Annotated in this window: 20 protein-coding genes; 13 read left to right on the top strand and 7 right to left on the bottom strand. The window is 65.3% G+C overall.

Annotation, left to right across the window (positions count from 1 at the left end):
• Positions 1–202 precede the first annotated feature (202 nt).
• Positions 203–919, bottom strand: coding sequence for an alpha/beta hydrolase (locus IAG41_RS15480; protein WP_187729545.1), 717 nt, complete (start codon positions 917–919; stop codon positions 203–205).
• 872 nt (positions 920–1,791) lie between these two features.
• Complete coding sequence (locus tag IAG41_RS15475; protein WP_187729544.1) at positions 1,792–3,540, bottom strand: chloride channel protein; 1,749 nt, start codon at positions 3,538–3,540, stop codon at positions 1,792–1,794.
• A gap of 77 nt (positions 3,541–3,617) precedes the next feature.
• On the opposite strand from IAG41_RS15475, the gene IAG41_RS15470 reads away from it, so the two are divergent.
• From IAG41_RS15470 to cobA, 9 genes are all read left to right on the top strand, one after another.
• Positions 3,618–4,028, top strand: coding sequence for a MarR family winged helix-turn-helix transcriptional regulator (locus tag IAG41_RS15470; RefSeq protein WP_187729543.1), 411 nt, complete (start codon positions 3,618–3,620; stop codon positions 4,026–4,028).
• A 65-nt stretch (positions 4,029–4,093) separates the two neighbouring features.
• Positions 4,094–4,399, top strand: coding sequence for a hypothetical protein (locus IAG41_RS15465; protein WP_187729542.1), 306 nt, complete (start codon positions 4,094–4,096; stop codon positions 4,397–4,399).
• 352 nt (positions 4,400–4,751) lie between these two features.
• The gene (locus tag IAG41_RS15460) at positions 4,752–5,333 is read left to right on the top strand and encodes an ANTAR domain-containing response regulator (RefSeq protein WP_187729541.1); all 582 of its coding nucleotides are present in this window, start codon (positions 4,752–4,754) and stop codon (positions 5,331–5,333) included.
• Positions 5,330–6,547: a CmpA/NrtA family ABC transporter substrate-binding protein gene (locus tag IAG41_RS15455; protein WP_187729540.1), complete on the top strand. Its 1,218-nt coding sequence runs from the start codon at positions 5,330–5,332 to the stop codon at positions 6,545–6,547. The genes IAG41_RS15460 and IAG41_RS15455 overlap by 4 nt, the downstream gene beginning before the upstream one ends.
• A 198-nt stretch (positions 6,548–6,745) precedes the next feature.
• Positions 6,746–8,020, top strand: coding sequence for a nitrate/nitrite transporter (locus IAG41_RS15450; protein ID WP_262408685.1), 1,275 nt, complete (start codon positions 6,746–6,748; stop codon positions 8,018–8,020).
• A 255-nt stretch (positions 8,021–8,275) separates the two neighbouring features.
• A complete protein-coding gene (nirB, locus tag IAG41_RS15445; protein ID WP_187729539.1) occupies positions 8,276–10,804 on the top strand; it encodes a nitrite reductase large subunit NirB in 2,529 nt (842 codons plus the stop codon).
• Positions 10,801–11,136: a nitrite reductase small subunit NirD gene (gene nirD, locus IAG41_RS15440; RefSeq protein WP_187729538.1), complete on the top strand. Its 336-nt coding sequence runs from the start codon at positions 10,801–10,803 to the stop codon at positions 11,134–11,136. Before nirB ends, nirD begins: the two co-directional genes overlap by 4 nt.
• Position 11,137: 1 nt before the next feature.
• Entirely contained in the window at positions 11,138–13,744 is a 2,607-nt protein-coding gene (locus IAG41_RS15435) for a nitrate reductase (RefSeq protein ID WP_187729537.1), read from the top strand.
• Complete coding sequence (gene cobA / locus IAG41_RS15430) at positions 13,737–14,516, top strand: uroporphyrinogen-III C-methyltransferase (protein ID WP_187729536.1); 780 nt, start codon at positions 13,737–13,739, stop codon at positions 14,514–14,516. Before IAG41_RS15435 ends, cobA begins: the two co-directional genes overlap by 8 nt.
• Before the next feature lie 193 nt (positions 14,517–14,709).
• Here cobA and IAG41_RS15425 read toward each other — a convergent pair whose 3' ends face one another.
• Positions 14,710–15,141, bottom strand: a complete 432-nt coding sequence (locus IAG41_RS15425) for a MucR family transcriptional regulator (RefSeq protein ID WP_187729535.1) — start codon at positions 15,139–15,141, stop codon at positions 14,710–14,712.
• Between the two features lie 201 nt (positions 15,142–15,342).
• On the opposite strand from IAG41_RS15425, the gene IAG41_RS22980 reads away from it, so the two are divergent.
• Together IAG41_RS22980 and IAG41_RS15415 are read left to right on the top strand one after the other, a co-directional pair.
• Positions 15,343–15,588, top strand: a complete 246-nt coding sequence (locus IAG41_RS22980; protein WP_316251167.1) for an excalibur calcium-binding domain-containing protein — start codon at positions 15,343–15,345, stop codon at positions 15,586–15,588.
• A 1,199-nt stretch (positions 15,589–16,787) separates the two neighbouring features.
• Entirely contained in the window at positions 16,788–16,982 is a 195-nt protein-coding gene (locus IAG41_RS15415) for a hypothetical protein (protein ID WP_187729533.1), read from the top strand.
• A gap of 76 nt (positions 16,983–17,058) precedes the next feature.
• Here the strand turns inward: IAG41_RS15415 and IAG41_RS15410 are convergent, their stop codons facing one another.
• The 3 genes from IAG41_RS15410 to IAG41_RS15400 all read right to left on the bottom strand — a co-directional run bounded on the left by IAG41_RS15410 (position 17,059) and on the right by IAG41_RS15400 (position 19,997).
• A complete protein-coding gene (locus tag IAG41_RS15410) occupies positions 17,059–17,703 on the bottom strand; it encodes an HD domain-containing protein (RefSeq protein WP_187729532.1) in 645 nt (214 codons plus the stop codon).
• A 368-nt stretch (positions 17,704–18,071) separates the two neighbouring features.
• Positions 18,072–18,953: an alpha/beta fold hydrolase gene (locus IAG41_RS15405; protein ID WP_187729531.1), complete on the bottom strand. Its 882-nt coding sequence runs from the start codon at positions 18,951–18,953 to the stop codon at positions 18,072–18,074.
• 141 nt (positions 18,954–19,094) lie between these two features.
• On the bottom strand, positions 19,095–19,997 hold the full coding sequence (locus IAG41_RS15400) for a LysR family transcriptional regulator (RefSeq protein ID WP_187729530.1): 903 nt from the start codon (positions 19,995–19,997) through the stop codon (positions 19,095–19,097).
• A 147-nt stretch (positions 19,998–20,144) separates the two neighbouring features.
• On the opposite strand from IAG41_RS15400, the gene IAG41_RS23255 reads away from it, so the two are divergent.
• The gene (locus IAG41_RS23255; protein ID WP_262408684.1) at positions 20,145–20,270 is read left to right on the top strand and encodes a hypothetical protein; all 126 of its coding nucleotides are present in this window, start codon (positions 20,145–20,147) and stop codon (positions 20,268–20,270) included.
• A 547-nt stretch (positions 20,271–20,817) separates the two neighbouring features.
• On the opposite strand, the gene IAG41_RS15395 is transcribed toward IAG41_RS23255, so the two are convergent.
• On the bottom strand, positions 20,818–20,976 hold the full coding sequence (locus IAG41_RS15395) for a hypothetical protein (RefSeq protein ID WP_187729529.1): 159 nt from the start codon (positions 20,974–20,976) through the stop codon (positions 20,818–20,820).
• Positions 20,977–21,477: 501 nt separating this feature from the next.
• Between IAG41_RS15395 and rsgA the strand changes: the two genes are divergently transcribed.
• Positions 21,478–22,512: a ribosome small subunit-dependent GTPase A gene (gene rsgA / locus IAG41_RS15390; RefSeq protein WP_187729528.1), complete on the top strand. Its 1,035-nt coding sequence runs from the start codon at positions 21,478–21,480 to the stop codon at positions 22,510–22,512.
• The last annotated feature ends 136 nt before the right edge of the window (positions 22,513–22,648 follow it).

Below are 22,648 nucleotides of genomic sequence, written 5' to 3'. Positions count from 1 at the left end.
CGCGACCCTTGACACAAACCGCGATAGAGAAGCGGTCGTTCAATCGGGCAGTGAAAGGGTCTGAGATTAGATGGTTGCTGACGCGCGGCGCGATTTACTATCTTCCCAGAAGCGGTCTGCCATCTGGTCCCCATCGGAACGGTGCCCGGCGCGCCTGCGAACGCATCTCTCGAAGACGAGGCTGACTTCGAGCCCCGTGAGGTCAAGCGGGGGCGGTCGCCACTCCGATCAGCTCTGCCGTGAGGGTTTCCGGGCGGTCGAGCATGACGTCGTGGCCGCACGCGATCTCGCTCGTCGTCCAGCCGCGCGCCCTTGCGCGGTCATAACAGGCGGTGAATGGTGTACCCTCCCAATCCGATGCATAGATGAAGTGGTTGCGCGCGACTCGCGAGGGACCGCCGCGCAGCCGGAGCGGCTGTTGGAAGGTGGCCAGGGGCTGTGGCGTGCACTGCCGGTCCACCCAGCCGCGGTCCACCGCATTGACGTTGAAGATCTCGGCCGGGATCGGCGGCACGCGCCAACCTTCGCCATGTTCATTCGCGAGGCTGACTTGCAGCTCCCGGTGCTCGGCGGGAAGCAGGTCATGGAGGCATTCGCCCTCTTCCAGCAGGAAGGCGTCCAGATAGATCAAGGCAGCGATCCGTTCGGGCACCACGTCCGCGACGCCGCTGATCACGCAACCCCCATAGGAGTGGCCGCACAGGATGACGGAATCGAGCTCTTCCCAACGGATCAGGTTAGTGACATCGTCGACGTGCCGCTGAAGGTCGATGTCGGGGGACAACGCATGGCTTTGCTCCGCAAGCCCGGTGAGCGTCGGCGTAAACACCCGGTGTCCCTGCTCGTGGAGCGCCTGCCTTACCCGCGCCCAGCACCAACTGCCGTGCCAGGCGCCATGCACCAGGACAAAAGTCGCCATCAGCTATCTCCCCCATCCGGGGTCTGTTGATAACACGGATGGTCCCGAGGGCAATGCGGGGGCCGCAAACTCGGGTGTGTCCATGGCATCTTTGCGCCCCAATGTCAGTCGTCCACCTTCTATTCATCGAGCCTGAAAGCGGTCTTCATCACGTCGCCGACCATGGATACTTGCGATGGGAGGCCATTCGTTAGCGGCCACCACGAACGCGAAGGACGCATATGACGTCAATTGTGCGTGCGCATTTATCCGCGCGGCCGCGGATCCGCCGTGGACCTGATCCACGCGCAGATCGAAGGGCTGTACCCGAAGGTCAACTACCGCTTCCGCCAGTTTGACGTCGGCCTCGATCAGGTCGTCGTTGGGGGTGCTCGGCGTGCAGGTGAAGCGGTATCGCCGGCTGCACCGTCACCTGCCCGTGTCGAGGCTGCGGCTGGCGCGGCAGGCTCAGGTCGAATGATGCCGGGCCGGCACCCGAGGGTCGGGCAGTGTGCCCCTATCAAGCCGCCTTGTCCTTTGCGGGCGACATGACGGTCGCTATGTCATCGGCACTGGCGCGACCGCCTTCGAGACGCCCTGGTCGAAGGCTAGCGATTCCAGCATCCATCTTCTGAATGACCCACCATCAATCCACGGCGTCGCGATCGCGCGCGGCGCGAGCGACTTCGCCGAGATCACCGACGCCTCGGCCTACGACTTCACGTCGCGATCCCTGAGCTCGCCAGGTTAGTGCACTGTCGGTGCCGCAGCTTCGGACAGGCCCTGCCGCGCAAGACGGTCGCCCATTTGAAATCAGCCGAGACGCAGGGCGCGGAGTCCACCGAGGCCGCCGGTTCTGCCACGTCGGGTCATGCCAGAACGACCCTGGCCGATCAGGATCGCTCCATCTCAGCACGCTTCAGCGCGCTACGAGCCTTCAGCAGGTCGTGCCGCGAGAGGATGCCGATAACCTTCGCCGTGTCCTCGTCGACGATTGGAATGCGCCCGATGCCAGTCTCGACCATCATGTCGGCAACCTCGCCGATGGGGGACTGGCCATAGGCGAAGGGCTGCATGGGATCGGACAGGGCCTCCGCCAGCAGAACGTCCTGCAGCGTGCCCTCGACCTGCCAGCGCAGCGCATCGGACCGCGATACCAGACCCAGCAGACGCCCCTCCCCGTCGATCACCGGATAGCTGCGATGCACCGCGCTATCGGCGAAGAAGGCGACGGCCGCGCGGATCGGCATATCTCCAGCGAGCGTGTCCGGCTCCGGGGTCATCAATTGCGCCGCCTGCATGAAATCGAGCGGATCGACGGTATATTCCTGCAGGATGTGCCGGCCGCGCCGCGCGATCTTCTCGGTCAGGATCGAGCGTCGCATGATCAGCACGCTGATCGCATAGGCGCCGGCGGACGCCGCGATCGTCGCCGGAAGCGCGTCGAAATGCCCGGTCAGCTCGACCGCGAACAGGGCGCCGGTAAGCGGCGCCCGCATCGCGCCGCTCATGATCCCTGCCATGCCGATCATCGCCCAGAACCCCACCGGACCCGGCAGGAACTGGCCGAGCAGCACGCCCAGCGCGCCGCCCAGGATGAGCAGTGGCGCGAGAACGCCGCCCGATGTTCCCGAACCCAATGCGACCAGCCAGACCACCGCCTTGACGACCAGGAGTGCCAGGACGACCCGCATTGGCAGCGATCCGTCGAGCAGCGCCTGGATGTTCGAATAGCCGGCGCCCAGCACGTGCGCGTCGATCAGCCCGCCCAGCCCCACGACGACCGCGCCAAGTGCTGGCCACCACATCCAGTGCAACGGCAGGTGGTGGAACGCGTCCTCGACGCGGTACAGCAGCGACGAGAGGATCGTCGCCTCGAGCCCGACGATGACCCCTACCGCCAGCGCGAGCCCGCTCGTCTCCCACCCCCCGACCGACGCCGCGGCGAAGGGGAAGAGCGGCCCCGGCCCGAGCAGGAACGGGCGCAGCCCGAACGATACCAGCACGGCGACCACTACCGGCACGAAGCTGCGCGGCTTCCACTCGAACAGGAGGACCTCAATCGCCAGCAGGATCGCGGCAAGTGGCGTGCCGAAGATCCCGGTCATCCCCGCTGCGGCGCCGGCCACCAAGAGGGTCTTGCGCTCCGCCGCGCTCAGCTTGAAGCATTGCGCGAACAGCGATCCGATCGCACCGCCGGTCATGATGATCGGCCCCTCGGCGCCGAACGGCCCGCCGCTGCCGATCGATATCGCCGAGGACAGCGGTTTCAGGATCGCGACCTTGAGCGACAATCGGCTCTCCCCGTACAGTATCGCCTCGATCGCCTCCGGAATGCCGTGCCCCCTGATTTTCTCCGAGCCGAAGCGCGCCATCAACCCGATGATCAGGCTGCCGATCACCGGGATCGCTACGATCGCCAGCCCCACCTGCGCGTCGACGATCTCGGCGGGCGCAACGGAGACTCGTCCGAACCAGAAGAGATTGGTAGCGATCGAGATCAGCTTTATCAGCGCCCAGGCGCCGCACGCCGCGCCTGCCCCGATGACGAGTGCCGCACCGGCGAGCGGCACCAGCCTCCAGTCGGCGCTGTGGTCGCCGAGCGGCCGGGATTTGCGGCGATGTGGGGTATTGGAAGACATGACGAACTCGCCTGAACAGGAAAGCTCGGGCAGGTATATCGCAATACGATATTATTCAATGGAAGGATCGCGTGCCCATGGCCGCTGCGGAAGAATTGACCGACGACGACTATGTCGCGCTGGCGGGATTTCGCCATGCGCTGCGCCAGTTCCTCGCCTTCAGCGAGGGGCGCGCCGCCGAGCGCGGCCTGACGCCGCAGCAGCATCAGGCGCTGCTCGCGATACGCGGTGCCGTCGGCGCACCGGTCAGTGTCGGCTATGTCGCCGATCGTCTGATCCTGAAGCCGCACAGCGCGACGGGGTTGGTGGATCGGCTCGAGGCGCTGGACCTGGTCACGCGCAAGCCCTCGCCCGACGACCGGCGCCAGGCACTGCTCGCCCTGACCCCCAAGGCCGAAGCGCTGCTCGGGCAGCTCTCGGCGACCCATCGCGAGGAGATCAAGCGCCTGCGCCCGATGCTTACCGAGCTGCTCGACCGACTCGGCTGAACGCTGGCGCCGCCCTTGCAAACTATATCGTTCTACGATATAGTTTGCCTCAAGGAGTCGGCTGCATGCACACGATCCTTGTAATGATCTCGTCGGTCGGTCTGGTCATCGGCGGTCTCGCGGCGGCGGCCGCCTTGTGCTGGCTGCTCTGGCAACTCTTCGCGCAGATTCGACATCCCGATTGGGCGCCTTCGATCATTCTGGTGCTTGCAGGCTTCGGCATGACTGGCAACCTGCCCGACAGCCAGTTCCTGCACGTCGCGCTGGCCTATGCGCTTGCCGCCGCGATCCCGCTCTGGATGGAAGGCAGGGCATGGCGACGGCATCGCGCGATCGAGGTTGCGGCCGATCCCGGCGTCACGGGCTTGTGATGTCGGACGCCTCGTCGCTACCCTTGCATTCCGGCATATGGCACTATCCGGCGATCACGGCCTGCATCTCCCAGTCGCGCCTACCGACGCGGGATGAGATTCGGATTGTCGCCGAACGGCTTTGGCGCGACGGGTTCGGACAGCGCTTCGGTTCTGGGAGGATTTCGAACAGCTTTGCCGTGCGCCGACTCCTTCTACGCGTTGCCAAGACTGCGCTCACAGGTACTGCAGAAGGACAGGAAGCTCGAAGGCGGCCGGCGAGAGTCTAGCGTTTTCCGTCGAATGACATCCAGGCCTTGCCGGGTGTCCGCCAACACAGCATAGGCTTGCCCAGGACTGCGGGGACCTGCCGTTGCGCATCGCCATCATCGACGAAAGCGGACTGCGCGCGACGATCCTCGAGGAAGGCCTGCGAGAAGCCGGGTTCGACGATATCGAAGTCGTCCCGGCCCAGGGAGCATTTGTCGCGCGGCTCGAACGGATGGCACCGGACGTGGTGCTGATCAATCTCGGCAATCCGAGCCGCGACTCGCTCGAGGACATGCTGGCGGTCAGCCGGGCGCTGGCGCGTCCGATCGCGATGTTCGTCGATCAGTCCGACGACGCCATGATCGGCGCGGCGATCGATGCCGGCGTATCGGCCTATGTCGTGGACGGGCTGCGCAAGGACCGGGTGAGGCCGATACTCGACCTGGCAATCCGCCGCTTCCATGCCTTTGCGAAGCTTCAAGGCGAACTCGACGAGGCGCGCACCGAGCTTGCCGAGCGCAAGACGATCGACCGCGCTAAGGCGATTTTGATGGAAAGCCGCAAGCTGCGCGAGGCGGAAGCCTATAGCCTGCTTCGCACCACGGCGATGAACCAGGGACGCCGGATCGTCGATGTCGCAGACGCGCTTATCACCGCAGCCGGATTGCTGGGAGGCAAGGGATGACGCCGCTTTCGATCGCCTTCCTGCCATTGACCGACAGCGCGGCGATCATCGTCGCGGCGGAGATGGGCTTTGCCGAGGCGGAGGGCATCGCCCTCGACCTGGTGCGCGACACGAGCTGGGCGACCGTGCGCGACCGGCTGGTCTATGGCCAGGTCCAGGCGGCCCATCTGCTGGCGCCGTTGGCGGTGGCGGTGACGCTCGGACTGAGCCAGACGCCCTGCGCGATCGCGGCGCCGTTCAAGCTCAACGACAATGGCAATGCGCTGACGCTCTCCGCCGAGTTCGCTGCCGCGCTCGATCCCTCGCCCCGCAGCCGGATCGACGATCCGATCGCCACCGCGCATGATTTCGCCACCGCGATCGGCCTGCATCACCGCAAGCCGGTGATCGGGATCGTCCACCGTTTCTCGAGCCACGCGCTTATGCTCCGCTACTGGCTTGGTTTCGCCGGCGTGAACCCCGATCGCGACGTCATGCTGCGGGTGCTGCCGCCGTCACTGATGACCGAGGCACTGCGCGCCGGCGAGATCGACGGATTCATCGCCGGCGAACCGTGGAGCAGCGTCGCGATCGACCAGGGTCTGGGCGAGATCGCCGCGGTGGGCGTCAACATCTGGCAGCGCGGGGTCGAGAAGGTGCTCGGCTCCCGCGCCGACTGGGCATCGGCTAATCCCGACACGCTCGATCGGTTGATCCGGGCGCTCGCTCGATCGGCCGCGTGGTGCGACGATCCGGCCAACCGCGAGGCAATGGCGGGGCTGCTCGCCCGCCCCGATTACGTCGGACAGCCGGCAAAGCTGATCGCGCAGGCGCTCGCCGGACGGATGCCGCTGCGGCAAGGCGCGGAGCCGGTCGACATTCCCGACTTCCTGGTGTTCCACCGCGGCGCGGCGAACTTTCCGTGGCGCAGCCAGGCGCTGTGGATCTACTCGCAATTTGTCCGCTGGAACATGATCCAGGCGAGCCCCGACTCGGAGCGCGCGGCAGCGGATGTGTTCCGCTCCGATCTCTATCGGCGGGCGCTCGCCGGTGAGGGCGTTCCGATGCCAGGCGCAAGCATGAAGGTGGAAGGCGCGCTCAACGCCCCGCTGGGCGCCGGTACGCACAGTGGCAGCCTAACCCTTGCGCCGGACCGGTTTTTCGACGGCCGGAGCTTCGATCCCGACGCGATTGCGGCCTATCTCCGGGCGCTGGAAATGCCTCTGCGCGATTGATTATTTTGCACTTGCGAAGAGAACGCTGCCCGGTCAGCCTATAGGCGTCGTCCGAGGCCGGACGATACCATGGGAACGCCCGCCAATGCCGGCGAGCGATCCATCGGAGACAGCAAAGCCGCTGTCCGACCCCCGCCGTGACGCGGGAGGTCGGACGCGGCTTTTTTCGTGTCTGCGCGACACGGGGGAGCACGGGCGATGAAGATAGCCGAACTGATGCGCGAAGGCTTCGACTATGCCGGGGGCGGCTGCGACGTCGATCCCATCCCGGTGCGGGCCAGATCGGAATTCTGGCGCAGCGGCCACACGCCGACGCTGATCGCCGCCTTTCTATATTTCGACCTGGCCTTCATGGTCTGGGTGCTGCTGGGGCCGCTGGCACCCGACATCGCCGCGACGCTGCAACTGACCGCCGCGCAGAAGGGGCTCATGGTGGCGACGCCGACCCTGGCCGGCGCGATCCTGCGCGTCGTCAGCGGATTGCTGGTCGATCGCATCGGTCCCAAGCGCTCGGGCGCGATCAGCCAGGTCATCGTGATCGCCGGCCTGTTCTCCGCCTGGCTGCTGGGGGTGAACAGCTTCGCCGGCACGCTGGCGCTCGGCGTCGTGCTTGGATTCGCAGGCGCGAGCTTCGCGATCGCGCTGCCGCTTGCCAGCCGCTGGTATCCCCCCGAGCATCAGGGCAAGGCGATGGGCCTTGCCGGCATGGGCAATTCGGGCACCGTCCTCGCCGCCCTGTTCGCCCCGACTTTGGCCAAGCTCTTCGGATGGAATGCGGTGCTCGGGCTCGCCTGCATCCCCCTCGCCTTGGTGTTCGTCGCTTATGTGCTGATGGCGAAGGACGCGCCCGATGCGCCGGCGCCCAAGAGGTTCGTCGAATACTTGCGGCCGCTTGCGACCGCGGATTCCTGGTGGCTGATGGGGTTCTACGCGGTCACGTTCGGCGGGTTCGTAGGGCTGGCGGCATCGCTGCCGATCTATTTCACCGACCGCTTCGGCCTGACCACCATTGCGGCAGGCTATTGCACGGCCGCCTGCGTTTTCGCCGGCTCGCTGGTGCGGCCGCTGGGTGGCGCGCTGGCGGATCGGATCGGCGGCGTGAAGGCATTGTCTGTCGTCTATGCCGTCGCCGCCCTGGCGCTCGCGGCCGTCAGTATCGCACCCACAGTCGCCGCCGCGCTCGCGGCGTTCGTCGTAGCGATGCTCGCGCTGGGAACCGGCAATGGCTCGGTATTCCAGCTGGTGCCGCAACGTTTCCAGGCTGAGATCGGGGTGATGACCGGACTGGTCGGCATGGCGGGGGGCATCGGCGGCTTCTATCTCGCTTCGTCCTTGGGCGTAGCCAAGCAGCTGACCGGCAGTTTCGCCTCCGGCTTCCTGATCTTCTCTGGACTGTCTTTGCTCGCGCTGGGCGGACTGACGTTGGTCAAGGCGAAATGGCGCGCGAACTGGAGCAGCGGCGCGCGGATCTGACATTCCGAGCGCTGATTCACTGTCATCCTTGCTGCAGTGCAAAATTCGCACTTGAAGAGACGGCACGAATGGGCATGATGACAATCTTCGGGCAACGATGCACGAATGAGACATAGCCACCGGTCCCAAGGACGGGAACCGGAGGCACATCGGCCGGCAGCAACGCCGGCCAAGGTGATTGGCAAGGTCGCCATGCAGGCGCTGGATTTCTCCAGCGGCCGCATGGCGGCCTTTTTGCGTTCTGGAGCAAGGCAGATGGAGCTTTTGGGCGAAGGCTGGAACGGCGAGGAAGCGGAGGGCTCTCCTGAAATCCCCGCCACACGCGAACATCTGGTGGTGATCGGCAACGGCATGGCCGGGTGCCGTGCGATCGAAGAGCTGCTAGCGCGCGATCCCGCGCGCTACCGGGTCACCATCTTCGGTGCCGAGCCGCACGTGAACTATAACCGGATCATGCTTTCGCCGGTGCTGGCGGGTGAGAAGGCGTTCGAGGACATCATCCTCAACGGGCAGGACTGGTATCGCGACAATCATATCGAGCTGATCGCGGGTGACGCGGTCGTCTCAATCGACCGCGAGGGCCGCCACGTCACGGCAGCTTCGGGCCGGACGGTGACCTATGACCGGCTGCTGATCGCGACCGGCTCCGACCCGTTCATCATCCCGGTCCCCGGCCACATGCTCGACGGCGTGATCAGCTTCCGCGACATGCACGATGTCGAGCGCATGCTGGCAGCGGCCGAAGCCGGCCAGGCGGATGGCGGCGGCCATGCGGTGGTGATCGGCGGCGGCCTGCTCGGGCTGGAGGCCGCGCATGGCCTGACGCTGCGCGGCATGAAGGTGACCGTGCTCCATCTGATGCCGACGCTGATGGAGCGCCAGCTCGACGAAGCAGCCGGCTGGCTGCTCAAGTCCGCGCTCGAGGCGCGTGGACAGACGATTCTCACCGGTGCCGACACCGCCGAGATCACGGGCGAAAGCTGTGTCGAGGGCGTGCGGCTGAAGGACGGCCGGCTGATCCCCGCGAGCATCGTCGTCATGGCGGTGGGCATCCGCCCCAATGTGCGGCTGGCGCGCGAGGCCGGGCTGGCGATCGGGCGAGGCATCCATGTCGATGATCACATGGTAACCTCGGACCCCGCAATCCTCGCGGTCGGCGAATGCGTCGAGCATGACGGCAATGTCTACGGCCTGGTCGCACCCTTGTTCGACATGTGCCGCGCGCTAGCCGACGGACTGGTCGGCAAGCCGAGCGGCTATCGCGGCTCGGTCACCTCGACCAAGCTCAAGGTCGCCGGGCTCGACGTTTTCTCGGCCGGCGATTTCTCGGGCGGCGACGGCGCCGAGGACATCGTGCTGCGCGATGCCGCGCGCGGCGTCTACAAGCGGGTCGTGGTCAAGGACGACCGTATCGTCGGCGCGGTGCTCTATGGCGATACCGGCGACGGCGGCTGGTATTTCGACCTGCTGAAGCGCCGGGACGATATTTCCGAGCTGCGCGACCTCCTGATCTTTGGCCAAGCCTTCGCCTCGGGAGGAGGGCTGGCGGACCCTAAGGCGGCCGTTGCGGCGCTCTCGGACGATGCCGAGATCTGCGGCTGCAACGGCGTTTCCAAGGGGCAGGTGTTGGGATGCATCGGTAAGGGCGCTGCGACGCTCGATGCGGTGCGCGCCGGATGCAAGGCATCGGCGTCGTGTGGTTCGTGCACCGGACTTGTCGAGACGCTGCTCGCGGTGACGCTGGGCGACGATTATGCCGGCGAACGTGAGGTTCGGACGATGTGCAAATGCACCAGCTTCGGCCATGACGATGTCCGCCGCGAGATCGTCGCGCAGGGAATGCGCTCGATCCCCGAGGTGATGCAGCGGCTGCACTGGAACACGCCCGACGGCTGTTCGTCCTGCCGCCCGGCGCTCAATTACTATCTGCTCTGCGCGCTGCCGGGCGACTATGTCGACGACCAGCAGAGCCGCTTCGTCAACGAGCGGATGCACGCCAACATCCAGAAGGACGGCACCTATTCGGTGGTGCCGCGGATGTGGGGCGGGATCACCAGCCCGCGCGAGCTGCGCGCGATCGCCGACGTGGTCGAGAAGTTCGACGCGCCGATGGTCAAGGTCACCGGCGGACAGCGGCTCGATATCTTCGGGATCAAGAAAGAGGATCTCCCGGCGGTCTGGGCCGATCTCAACGCCGCCGGGATGGTCTCCGGCCATGCTTATGGCAAGTCGCTGCGCACCGTGAAGACCTGCATCGGCTCCGAATGGTGCCGCTTCGGCACGCAGGATTCGACCGGGCTCGGCGTCAAGATCGAGCGGATGACCTGGGGCAGCTGGATGCCCCACAAGTTCAAGATCGCGGTCTCGGGCTGCCCGCGCAACTGCGCCGAGGCGACGATCAAGGATTTCGGCGTGGTCTGCGTCGATTCGGGCTACGAGCTGTCGGTCGGCGGCAATGGCGGGACCAAGGTCCGGGCGACCGACTTCCTGTGCAAGGTCGCAACCGAGGCCGAGGCGATGCATGTTTGCGCAGCCTTGGTGCAGCTCTACCGCGAGGAAGCGCGCTATCTCGAGCGGACCGCACCGTGGATCGAGCGCGTCGGCGTCGACTATATCAAGGCGCGGATCGTCGAGGACGAAGCGGGCCGCGATGCGCTCGCCGAACGCTTCCTCCTTTCGCAGAGCTTCAGCCAGGAGGATCCCTGGGCCGAGCGCGTCGCTGGCGCCGAGCGCGGCCAGCACGCGCACCTCGCCGAATTCCATCCGCAGGGAGAATTTGCATGACGCCGGACTGGCTCGATATCGGCCGCCTCGACGAGATCCCCGTGCGCGGCGCGCGTACCGTGCCGGTCGCCGGGGGCGAGGAGATCGCCGTGTTCCGCACCGGCGACAATCGCGTCTTCGCTTTGGTCAATCGCTGCCCGCACAAGAAGGGGCCGCTGAGCCAGGGCATCGTCCATGGCCACAGCGTCGCCTGTCCGCTCCACAACTGGAACATCGCGCTCGCCACCGGCGAGGCGCAGGGCGAGGACAAGGGATGCACGCCGACCGTCCCGGTCAGGATCATCTCGGGCCGAGTGCTGATCGGCCGCGCGGCCGCTCTGGCGGCGGCGTGAGATGAGCGCGGCGATCCGCACCACCTGCGCCTATTGCGGCGTCGGCTGCGGGATCGCCGCGACGGTGACCGGCGCGCGCGAGGTCGCGATCGCCGGCGATGCGGAGCATCCGGCCAATCGTGGCCGGCTCTGCTCCAAGGGAACGCATCTCGGCGAGACCACCAGCCTGGAAAGCCGGCTGCTCCATCCCGTGATCGGGGGGAAGCGGGCAAGCTGGGACAAGGCGCTCGACCTGGTCGCCCGGCGCTTTCGCGACACCATCGCGCAGCATGGCCCGAACAGCGTCGCCTTCTACGTCTCCGGCCAGTTGCTGACCGAGGATTATTACGTCGCCAACAAGCTGATGAAGGGGTTCATCGGATCGGCGAACATCGACACCAATTCGCGGCTCTGCATGTCGAGCGCCGTCTCAGGGCATATGCGCGCGTTCGGCGAGGACGTGGTGCCGGCGGGCTATGACGACCTCGAAGCCGCCGATCTGGTCATCCTGGTCGGATCGAACACGGCCTGGTGCCATCCGATCGTCTATCAGCGGATCATGGCTGCTCGTGCCGCGCGCGGCACCAAAGTCGTCGTGATCGATCCGCGCCGGACCGAGACCTGCGAGGACGCCGATCTGCATCTGGCGATTCGGCCGGGGAGCGACGTCGCATTGTTCAGCGGCCTGCTCGCCTGGTGCCGCGGAGCCGGGCTGACCGACAAGGCTTACCTGTCCCGAAGCGTCGATGTTCCGGACGACTTCTGGGAGAAGGTGGGAGAGGAGAGCGACCTGTGGTCGGTGGCGCGGACCTGCGACGTGCCGCCTGCCGACCTCAGGCGCTTCTTCGATCTGTTCGCCGCGCATCCGCGCACGGTCACGATGTTCAGCCAGGGCGTGAACCAGTCGCTGCGCGGCACCGACCAGGTCAACGCGATTACCAACCTCCATCTCGCCACCGGGCGCATCGGCAAGCCAGGGGCCGCTCCCTTCTCGATCACCGGCCAGCCCAATGCGATGGGCGGCCGCGAGGTCGGCGGGCTCGCCTCGACCCTCGCGGCGCACATGGATTTCGCGCCCGAGAATGTCGCGCGCGTCGCAAGGTTCTGGGGCAATGCCGGCATCGCTACGAAACCGGGCCTGAAGGCCGTCGACCTGTTCCGCGCAATCGGTGAGGGCCGGATCAAGGCGCTGTGGGTGATGGCGACCAACCCCGCCGTATCGATGCCTGACGCCGGCGCCGTCCGCGCGGCGCTCGCCGCTTGCCCTTTCGTGGTTGTCTCCGATTGCATCGCGGATACCGACACGACGTGCCTCGCCGAGGTGCTGCTTCCGGCTGCCGGCTGGGGCGAGAAGGACGGCACGGTCACCAATTCGGAGCGGGTCATCAGTCGTCAGCGCGCTCTGTTCGCGCTCCCCGGCGAGGCGAAGCCCGATTGGTGGATCGTCAAGGAGGTCGGCCGTCGCATGGGCTGGACCGGCGAGTTCGCCTTTAGCCGCCCCGCCGACATCTATCGCGAGCATGCCCGTCTCTCGACCTACCAGAATGAAGGCAGGCGGCTGTTCGACATCGGCCGCCATTCGGCAGTCTCGAACCTGGACTATGACGAGATGGCCCCTTGGCGCTGGGGTGGGGCGGCCTTCGCGGACGGCCGGTTTCCCACGGCGAACGGGCGGGCCCGCCTCGTCACTATCACCCAGGCCCCGTTGCCGGCGCCCCTCGCCGACTGGCCGATGACACTCAATACCGGGCGCTACCGCGACCAGTGGCACAGCATGACCCGCACCGGCCTCTCGCCGAAGCTTGGCGGCCATCGCCGCGAACCGCTGGTCGAGCTGCATCCGGCCGATGCCGACGCGCTGGGCCTTGTCGAGGACGACCTGGCGCGCGTCGCCACCCCGCAGGGCGAAAGCATCTTCCGCGCCACGCTGAGCGAAGGGCAACGGCGGGGCGAGGTCTTCACGCCGATCCACTGGACCGATCGTCAGTCCACCGGAGGCCGGACAGGGCTGCTGCCCCGGCCGCTGGTCGATCCGCATTCGGGCCAGCCCGGTTTCAAGTCGACGCCAGCGCGGGTCGAGCGCGTTGCGGTGGCGTGGCGCGGCTTTCTCGTCGCGCGCGATGCCCCTGGCCAGTTCGATGCGCTCTGGGCGACACGCATCCGGATTGCCCAGGGTTGGCTGATCGAGCTTGCGGGCGACCGTGACCCCGCGAAGCTGGTGCGTCACCTGCTGCCCCGGGGCGAGCGGATCGAGACTGTGGACGCCGCGCGCGGCCAGATGCGGCACGCGGTCATCGCAGACGATCGCCTCGTCGCCGCGCTCTATCTCTCGCGAACGGGCAGCCTGCCGTCACGCGACTGGCTGATCGCACAGCTTGCCGAAGCCGAAAGCGCGTCGTCGCTCGAACTACTCGCCGGTCGCCCGGCCCAAGCGCGACCCGATCGCGGGCCGATCGTCTGCGTCTGCTTCGATGTCGGCATGAAGACCATCATCGCAGCCATCGCGAACCAGGGCCTCGCCAGCGTCGAGGCGGTCGGCGTTGCGCTTTCGGCCGGGACCAATTGCGGATCGTGTCGCCCGGCGATCCAGCGCCTCCTCGGAAATGGAAAGGAGACCGTAAATGGTTGAGATGATCGCACCGGGCGAAGTCTGGCTGGTCGGCGCGGGTCCCGGCGATCCCGACCTCCTGACCCGCAAGGCGGAGCGGCTGATCGGGGCGGCCAGCGTGATCTTCTACGACGCGCTGGTCGGCCCCGGCATACTCGACCTGATCCCCCCGCATGTCCGTCGCGTCCCCGTCGGCAAGCGCTCGGGGCGCCATTCGAAGGATCAATCGAGTATCAACAACCTGCTCGTCGTCGCCGCGCAGGATGGCGAGCGCGTGGTACGCCTGAAAGGAGGCGATCCCTCGATGTTCGGGCGTTCGATGGAGGAGATCGACGCGCTTGCAGCGGCCGGTGTCCGCACGCGGATATGCCCCGGTGTGACCGCCGCCAGCGCCGCGGCGGCGTCGGCGGGTATTTCGCTATCCTTGCGCGGCCTCGCCCGCAGGGTCCAGTTCGTGACCGCGCATGCGCAAGCGGGTGATCCACTCGAACTCGACTGGGCGCAACTCGCCGATCCCCGTTGCACCACCGTCTTCTACATGGGGCGCTCGGCGGCGGGCGAGATAAGCCGCCGGTTGATTGGTTCGGGGTTGGACCCGGCGACACCCGTCCTGGTCGCCTGCGACGTCAGCCTCGCCGGGGAGCAGCTGTTGCAGACGCGCCTCGATCTCCTTCCGCTCGCCGCGCGGACGTTTACCGAGGGCAAGCCCGCATTGATCCTGGTGGGCGACGCTGTCGGCAACCGCACGGTGCGTGACGCCAGATTGATCGCCGCTGCGGAGCGCGCCTCGTAACGGCCGCGCGAGCCTTCGCTGATGAAGCGGATGCCTGTGCCGCGGTTCTCACCTCCAACGATGCTCAAACCATTGGCAAGTCCTGCACTGGCAGGTCGATCGCCACGGTCGCCTCCTGCGCGCCGGTCGGCAGGATAATCATGCAGCCCGCCCGGCCCGCCTCGCCAGCGGGACCGGACGCCCGGAAGGAGGATCAGATCGGCTTTGGCGCCGGCCTGCGCTGGCCCGGCCTGCGCCCGAGACCGATCGCCTTTGCCAGGGCGCTGCGGGTCTCGGCGTAAGCGGGTGCGACCATCGGATAGTCGGCCGGCAGATTCCACTTGGCGCGATATTCCGCCGGGGTCATGCCGTGATCGGTCGAGAGATGCCGCTTGAGGGTCTTGAACTTCTTGCCGTCCTCGAGGCAGGTGATCGCGTCGGGCCTTACCGACGACCGTATCGAGACGGCGGGCTTCTGCTCGGGCCCCGGTACCTCGGCAACTGGGGCACCGAGGCCGGCAAGTGCCGCATGGACATTGGCGATCAGCGCAGGAAGATCGCCCAGCGCCACATTGTTATTGGCGACATGCGAACTGACGATATCGGCAGTCAGCGCCAGCAGGTCGGACGCGGTTTCATCGGCCATGACGGCTCCATGTTAGAGGTTCGTGCCCGACTACTTGGCGCTGGTCAGGTACACAATCGATTGTTCGCACCAAGCCTTAAAGGATTGGCAAGTGCCAGGTGCGAGGCTCCAGGGCATGGCTCGGCAATTCATCCGCACCGACACCGCCGCCCGCGCCGATCGCATGGCGGGAGGGAATCGCGTGCCACATTCACTCGCACCGTGCTGCTGGTCTGGGGCGCCGTCGCCGTCGGCACCTGGGCAGCGATGCCGCAGCTGCTCGCGTTCTCGAGCACGGTGACCACCACGCCCGAGCAGCGCGCGGCCGTCGAAAGGTCCGTCTATTATGGCAATTGCGACGCGGCGCGCGCGGCCGGCACTGCCCCCATCTACCGGGGCCAGGCAGGTTATCGCGAGGGGCTGGACGGGGATTTCGACGGCATCGCCTGCGAGCCCTACCGCTACTAGGTCGCGTAGCCGCAAACGGCGATGATCGCTGCCGATCGCGCAGCGGACATCGCCGAAGCGGGAGACGGCGGACTAGCCCGCAGAAGTCTGCGGCCCCGGCTCCATAACGGCTCGCCGCTCGTAAAGCTTCGCCAGCTCAATATGGACACGCCAACTGGAGTTGTCTCTCGCCCTCACGGCAGCGGCCCGCTCGGCTTTCGCCCGGCGCCTGAAATACTCGCGATCATCCATGACAGCGCCTCGAGTCGTGACGCCTGATTTTGCTTACTCGGAGCAGGAATCACAATATTTGGCACCACCTCAAGCTGGTCGAGCTTGGCGAGCAATCGTCAAACGAACTGTCCAAGATGGGGGAATGGCAGTCGATGGTGCAACCCATCGCTAAGCAAGATGTGCTCGAGCGGGTCCTCGCCGCGCAGCACTGTGGAGAAGACTCGGAGCATTTGCGCAGGCGGATGCCGCGGAAAATTCGACGGGCGCGCAGGATCGGAACTTCAGAGAGTTCGGTGGTGCCAGGCTCCGTTGCCGCGGAGGCGGCCTCGGCTCGATTCATCTGACGACTGCGACAGGACTCAGCCCATCAATAGAATACAACGTGACCCATAGTTGTCACTCGCCACGTCGCGGGTGGGAACGATGCGAGCAATTGCCAACCGCATATGCTCCCTTTTGCCGGGCCGAGGTGACGCTATGGCGCGCCGCATATTGAAAATGACTCGCATTTGGTACGCTGGCAGAACGGAACTGCTCTGTTTGGGTTACGGGCAGGCGTGGACAATTCAATGGGCCAGAGCAATTTGACCTGGTCATTCGAGCCTAAATCTGGCGGACGAGGCGCGTATCATTTTCGGCAGCACGAGTAATGACCTCATGAAGCAGATTAAGCATGGGAGGCCGGATTGTAGCTAACCCTACACTGTCCGGATCCGGCGAGGATGGAGCCGCTCGCCGGATCACTCCGCCTGCTCTGCCCAGCCTCACGCCCCCCATTACGTGGGACAATCTCACCCGCCCCATCTCTTTCCGCCCCCTGCCCGACATCTTCCCCGGTCTGGGACGGTAAGAGCACTTAAGGCCCCCATATGACCTCCGAAGAAGCGTCGGCGATACGAACGCTCGTAGCCACAGTCTCAGCGCAACACGATGCCTTAACTTCAATAACCCAAAGCTTGGAGACTCTGACCGAAGCGACCTCCCATATGGCCGCGGCGATGGAGGCATTGGTGGAAGAAGCCCATGGTGCTCAACCCATGAAGTCGCCCGAAATCGCGCAAATGATCGATGACCTGCGCCGCAAGGTAGACAAACTCACGGACGCAACTCCAGCAGTCAGGTTGGCATCCAAGCAGTGGCTGGGGACCGCTCAGGATCTCGGCAAGCGGTTCGGCGTCTAACGGTCAAAAGCCGTCATCAGCGGAGGAACAGCGCGGTAACTTCGTGGATCGAGCGCGCCCATCCTCCCCATTCAGATCAGATCGGCCAGGCAGATCCGAGAATGATCGAGCAGAAATTGCCGCGAACGAAATTCTCCGGATCCTTGAGAGCGAGGACATCCGCCTTGACGTTGCCAAAGGTCGTCTCCGGCTTCTTGATGATGCCCTGCGCGAAATGATCAATTATGCCTTCCTTGAAATTCCGCTCGCGGGGATGATGCTCGCATACATGATCACGCTGCTCGTGCGTGAAGTCGTGATAGGCGATGCCGAGCACGTCCATCTCCACGCCGGCGGTTACCAGCGCGATGGTTGGACGCATGTGCTCAGGGACTCCGGGCGTGGTGTGCAGGGCGATCGACGTCCAGACATCCTCGATGTCGCGCTCGTCGACGCCGTAGCTCTTCATGAAGTCTCGTGCGGTGTTGGCGCCATCGACCTCGAAACGCAGGTTCGGACTCGAATATTTCTCGGTCAGCCCCATGTCGTGGAACATCGCGCCGAGATAGAGCAGCTCAGGATCATATTTCAGGGCGCGCCGGTCACCGGTGAGAGCGCCCCAGAAGAAAACGCGGCGGCTGTGGTTGAATAGCAAGTCGTCTTCAGTATCGCGCACCAATTGTGTCGCTGCGCGGGCGATTGCGCTATCGGGAACCCGAATTCCGGCAATGATATCAGACATCGTAATGCTCCTCTTTCAGGCAAGGCTCCGCTGACGCGTGAATTCTAGCGCTTCAAGCCTTGAGTAGTCTTTGAGCGGGTCGCGCCCGGGGGCCGTGGATCAGCGCGGTCCCGATGCTCTGTTCTAACGAATGCCGCGATGACGACAACTCGTTCGGGCCCCTGGTCGCTGAATCGGATCCGGGCGGGCCTCCCGCCCGCCCGGGCAATCCGCTGCCAAGCCGCTTCGGGGAACTGCGCGCCGGTACCGGTCGGACCCTCCCGCGCGCGCACCCACATTGCCTCGCGGCTGTAGAGCACCGGGGCGACCTGTACCGCCGCGGCCTTGACTATTCTGCTCATGATCCTGGCTTTCGGAATGAGGGATGATCAGCGCGCGGCGGCGCGGATGACCTCGATCACGCGGGCGGGCGCCTGGAGATGCGCATAGTGGCCGACACCGGGCAGCAGCGTGAGTTCGGCGCCGAGGCGTTCGGCGAGCTCGATGCCCATGTCCCGGCTGATATACATGTCGTCCGCGCCCCAGAGGACGCGCACCGGCGTGGCGACTTCGTCCAACCGTGCATCGAGATGCTCCTGCGCGGCGGAGAAGTGCGAATAATAATGGTAGAACGCATCGACCGAAGTCATCGTGCCATGGTCCCAGCCGAGCTTGGCATCGTCGCGGAATTCCGGGGCGACCTCGTAATGCGCCTCGGCAGGCAAACCGCGCGTGAAGGTATTGGCGAGGATTTCGTCGCGGTTGGCGTTCATGAACGCGCGAACCCGGGTCGCCGCGGGCTCAGCCTTCAGCGCCTGCAGATTCTCCCACATATGCGCCGGGCGATTGAGCGGTGCGAAATCGCCGACGACGATCACGCGGGCGATGCCCGGCTCGTCGAGTGCGGCGAGCAGTGCCGGCAGGCCGCTGATGTCGGTCGCGTAGATGGTCAGCGTCGAACGATCGATGCCAGCGCGATCGATATAGGCACGCAGGATGCGCGCATAGTCGGCGGGGGCGTAGGAGAAATTCTCGACCGCAGGCCGCGACGAGAACCCGTGGCCAGGCCAGTCGAACGCATGGACTTCATAGTCCGCGCCGAGAGCGAGCGCGATGTCCTTGTACGCGTAGAGCGTTTCGGGAAAGCCGTGCAGCAGCAGCACGGTGCCCCTGGGTTCCGGATGTTGCACAACCATCCGGCGAAGCGTGATGGTGGCATCGATTACGAATTCGCCGATATCGGCTTTCGGCTGCAGATCCTGCTGCAACATGGTCTCGTTCCTGTTCCTTGGCGGTGGTGACAGGCCGGACCGAGCGTGCATTCGCCCGTCAAACCTGCGAAGTGCTGCAGATGCGCTTTTGGAGGCGTCGCCGGTAGAACGGGATTTGGCAATCGAGCCTTAGCGAAACTGCTAAGGCTGGGGATGGGCGCAGCATGTGGCGCGCAGCTGCGGTGCGGCGAAATCGATGAACGCCCGCACCTTGAGCGGCAGCAGCCCCTGGCGCGAATAGACGAGATGTACCGGCCGCGGCGCACCGTCATACTCGGTCAGCACCGGCACCAGGGCGCCCGTGGGGAATTCCTCGCGCAGCTGGAAATCGAACACCCGCGCGATGCCGACGCCGCCGAGCGCCGCGATGCGGTTGCTCGCCGCTGTGGTGACGATCAGCCGCGCGCGCGGTGTCGCGACCAGCGGCACGCCGTCCACATGATAGGTCCAGAAGCGCTCGGGATTGCCGAACAGGATTCCGTCGTGATCGGCTAGGTCGCGCGGGTGTTGCGGCGTTCCGCGTCGTTCGAGATAGGCCGGGCTCGCGCAGCTCAGCATGCGATAGTCGCCGACCTTGACCGCGAACAGCGGACTGTCCGGCAGCGGCCCCAGCCGCACCGCGACATCGACCTGTTCCTCGACCAGATGCACCATCCGGTCCGCGGCGATCAGTCGCACGGTGACCTCCGGATGCCGCTCCAAGAACGCGATCACGATCGGCAGCACCTGATGCGCACCGAACTCGACCGAAGCAGTGACCGTCAGTTCGCCGCGCGGTGCCTGATATTCGCCCGAGGCGCGCCGCTCGGCGTCGTCGAGGTCGGCAAGGATTCGCCGCGCGGCGTCAACATAATCGCGACCCGCGTCGGTCAGTTGCACATTGCGGCTGGTGCGAATGAGTAGCGTTGTGCCGAGTTCGCGCTCGAGCTCGGCGACCTTGCGGCTGACGCTCGGCAGCACGGTGTTGAGCTTGCGCGCGCCGGCCGACAGGCTGCCGGCATCGACGACCGTAAGAAGCACGCGCATTGCGTTCAGACGATCCATTATGTTCCGCCGATCGATAGCTAATGAACCTTGGCTTCATTCGCAGGATACAGGCGTCTCTTGAAAAATTTCAATCTGGTCGTCGCGCGATTTTGGATGAGCTGCCGATCGGCAGTGCGCCCGCTTGCAGTCGTTGGACACCGCCCCATGAGCCACATCGCCATCCAGGAGTCGCTGAACGGCTCGCCCGTAACCTGGATGGAGCAAGTCACCGACGAGCAATATCTCGCTGGCCCCGCAACCGGTTCGGAGGGAAGTGGCGGATTGGTGTAAGTTTCGAGGCGGGCGAATTGGCACGTGCCCCACGGATGTTACCCGGATTGGAACAGGCACCGTGCAAATAGTCTACGCGCTCTGTAGTATGGCGGGATGGACAGGCGGCTTTCCGACGATGCGCTAGCCCTATATCGGGATGCGGCAGCTTACCGGGAGGCGCACGGCGACCGTTGGCCCGACGAGGCCGTTGCTCACCTCAAACGCCTCTCGCAGAACACCGACAGAGCTACGTTCGAGCGCTGGGTCGATATGATCGATATCATGACCGAGATGGACCAGTCGAAGCACTAAGCCGAGGGCCGGGCCTTTATCCTATCCGGGCTTCTCCGCTGCGTCGCGTTCCAGCGTATCGGTTTCAGCTTCGTACTCGAGCGCCATCTCAAGCAGCGTGGTCTGGGTCTAACCCGCGAATGAATTGTCAGCTAGCCAGCGGCATTTCTCGGCGCGCTTTCGCAGATCTGCAATTTCACGCTGCTCCATAAGGGCTCAATGGGTGGCGATCGGTGGAGTTGCGGCGCCACGAACCATTACCCAAAGTTGCCAGTCACGCCTGCGAGCGCATTTCCGATTGCAGACGCTGCTCATATCGGCGCGCCATCTCGGTGTGCAGCTTGTGGCAAATGGGGTTGCCCGCTTCCTCGGCTCGCTTGCGCTCATCCCGCGCGCGACGCTCGAAATAGGTTCTGTCGTCTTCGGTTGGCATGATCGTCTCCAAACTTCCCCAGCTCGGAACACTTTCACGACTACAAATATCTTTCCTCGAAATGGCGCGCAACTGATTCGACCAAGCTTATCGGCTCATTCGCTTCAATCCGTCGCCTATACGGAGCGGCGGTCTGGACGGCCGCTTTAGGGTCGTCCACTATGCGATGAGATCCATCCCTGGTTATGGTTGAAGGACAGGCTCGGCCCGAGCCAGCACCTTTGCGGCCCCTCGCCGCCAGCCTAGTCGCGACCGACGGATCAGTGTAGCCGGGACGTAAGGGTCCCTAGGTCGAGCGATTTGCTCAAGCCGAAACCCCGAGTTCTGGAGCGACCGACATACCACGCAAACCGAATTACGAGTTCGAGCGCCGCGAGCGCGAAAGGGCCAGGGCGGCGGAGTCCGCAAAGAAGTTGCAAGCCAAGGCGGACAAGCGGGCTGTCGAGCAGGGAACGCCGGATGCGGTTGAACCAGGCGGTCCGCAGATCGACTGAAGCGACGATGGAAACGCCCGATCTCACTCTCGCGCAGCTCGGCTGGAAGCCCTTCTTCAGCGAGCAGGTCTCCGCCGAACAGAGCCACAATTACCAGCCTGTTCGCGTCATGTCGGTTCATCGCGGAAGGGTGACCGTCTCGGGCAAAGGGTTCGGGGACTCGATCGCGTCCAGCTTGCCTGCGCGAGGGGGAGCGGAGGACCGGCCCACCGTCGGCGACTGGTTGCTGATCGATCGGAGCACCCGAAGCATCGTGCGAATCCTCGATCGGACGAGCCTGTTCAAGAGGCCTACCCCGGGCGACGACCGCCGGGTCCAGCTCATCGCGGCGAACGTTGATACGCTTTTCATCGTCACGTCCTGCAACCAGGACTTCAACATTGCGCGTATCGAACGCTATCTCGTGCTTTCGCGCGAGACGGGTGTGCGTCCGGTGGTCGTTCTCACGAAGGCCGACCTGTCGCCTGCTCCTGACCGCTTGGTCGATTCAGCGCGCGCACTCCAGTCGGCGTTGCGGGTGGAACTGGTCGACGGGCGCGATCCGACGAGCGCCGCTCGCCTCGCAGCGTATTGCGGCCTGGGCGAGACCGTCGCGCTGGTGGGATCGTCCGGGGTCGGCAAGTCGACCCTCGTGAACACGCTGAGGGGATCGGACAGCATCGCTACGCAGGCCGTCCGCGAGGACGACGGCAAAGGCCGGCACACGACGACCGTGCGCGAGATGCATCGCCTCGCAGGGGGCGCGGATGAGGGGGGCTGGCTGGTGGACACGCCCGGCATGCGCGAGCTTCAGATGTCAGACGTGGCCACCGGCGTGACCGAGGTCTTCGACGACGTCACGGCCGTCACGCTCGAGTGCCGGTTTTCCAACTGCACCCATGTCGACGAGCCCGGATGCGCCATTCACGCCGCGATGGCGAAAGGAACTCTCGATTTCGCTCGCGTCGAACGTTGGCGCAAGCTCGCTCAGGAGGATGCGGTGAGCAGCGGCGCGGCGGCGGCTCGCCGCTCCCGCCCTGGGAAGGCCGGAAACAGGAGATGACGATCGGGTGATCTCTACCTGCTCGTGAGATCGAGATGAACCAATGTCCGAAGCTGGGGAGCACCCAGTCGCTCCCGATTAACCGCGAATGGGTCAAACGCCCACTTTCCGAGCGCTAGAGCGTTTTTGATAGCGC

The organism is Sphingomonas sp. JC676 (assembly GCF_014489075.1).
GTDB lineage: Bacteria > Pseudomonadota > Alphaproteobacteria > Sphingomonadales > Sphingomonadaceae > Sphingomonas.
This window is presented reverse-complemented; position numbering and strand designations above follow the sequence as displayed.

Bases quoted from the DNA above. Each gene is read 5' to 3' on its own strand.
- IAG41_RS15480 (WP_187729545.1), bottom strand. From the start codon at position 919: ATGGCGACTTTTGTCCTGGTGCATGGCGCCTGGCACGGCAGTTGGTGC.
- IAG41_RS15475 (WP_187729544.1), bottom strand. From the start codon at position 3,540: ATGTCTTCCAATACCCCACATCGCCGCAAATCCCGGCCGCTCGGCGAC.
- IAG41_RS15470 (WP_187729543.1), top strand. From the start codon at position 3,618: ATGGCCGCTGCGGAAGAATTGACCGACGACGACTATGTCGCGCTGGCG.
- IAG41_RS15465 (WP_187729542.1), top strand. From the start codon at position 4,094: ATGCACACGATCCTTGTAATGATCTCGTCGGTCGGTCTGGTCATCGGC.
- IAG41_RS15455 (WP_187729540.1), top strand. From the start codon at position 5,330: ATGACGCCGCTTTCGATCGCCTTCCTGCCATTGACCGACAGCGCGGCG.
- IAG41_RS15450 (WP_262408685.1), top strand. From the start codon at position 6,746: ATGAAGATAGCCGAACTGATGCGCGAAGGCTTCGACTATGCCGGGGGC.
- nirB (WP_187729539.1), top strand. From the start codon at position 8,276: ATGGAGCTTTTGGGCGAAGGCTGGAACGGCGAGGAAGCGGAGGGCTCT.
- nirD (WP_187729538.1), top strand. From the start codon at position 10,801: ATGACGCCGGACTGGCTCGATATCGGCCGCCTCGACGAGATCCCCGTG.
- IAG41_RS15435 (WP_187729537.1), top strand. From the start codon at position 11,138: ATGAGCGCGGCGATCCGCACCACCTGCGCCTATTGCGGCGTCGGCTGC.
- cobA (WP_187729536.1), top strand. From the start codon at position 13,737: ATGGTTGAGATGATCGCACCGGGCGAAGTCTGGCTGGTCGGCGCGGGT.
- IAG41_RS15425 (WP_187729535.1), bottom strand. From the start codon at position 15,141: ATGGCCGATGAAACCGCGTCCGACCTGCTGGCGCTGACTGCCGATATC.
- IAG41_RS15415 (WP_187729533.1), top strand. From the start codon at position 16,788: ATGGCCGCGGCGATGGAGGCATTGGTGGAAGAAGCCCATGGTGCTCAA.
- IAG41_RS15410 (WP_187729532.1), bottom strand. From the start codon at position 17,703: ATGTCTGATATCATTGCCGGAATTCGGGTTCCCGATAGCGCAATCGCC.
- IAG41_RS15405 (WP_187729531.1), bottom strand. From the start codon at position 18,953: ATGTTGCAGCAGGATCTGCAGCCGAAAGCCGATATCGGCGAATTCGTA.
- IAG41_RS15400 (WP_187729530.1), bottom strand. From the start codon at position 19,997: ATGGATCGTCTGAACGCAATGCGCGTGCTTCTTACGGTCGTCGATGCC.
- IAG41_RS23255 (WP_262408684.1), top strand. From the start codon at position 20,145: ATGAGCCACATCGCCATCCAGGAGTCGCTGAACGGCTCGCCCGTAACC.
- IAG41_RS15395 (WP_187729529.1), bottom strand. From the start codon at position 20,976: ATGCCAACCGAAGACGACAGAACCTATTTCGAGCGTCGCGCGCGGGAT.
- rsgA (WP_187729528.1), top strand. From the start codon at position 21,478: ATGGAAACGCCCGATCTCACTCTCGCGCAGCTCGGCTGGAAGCCCTTC.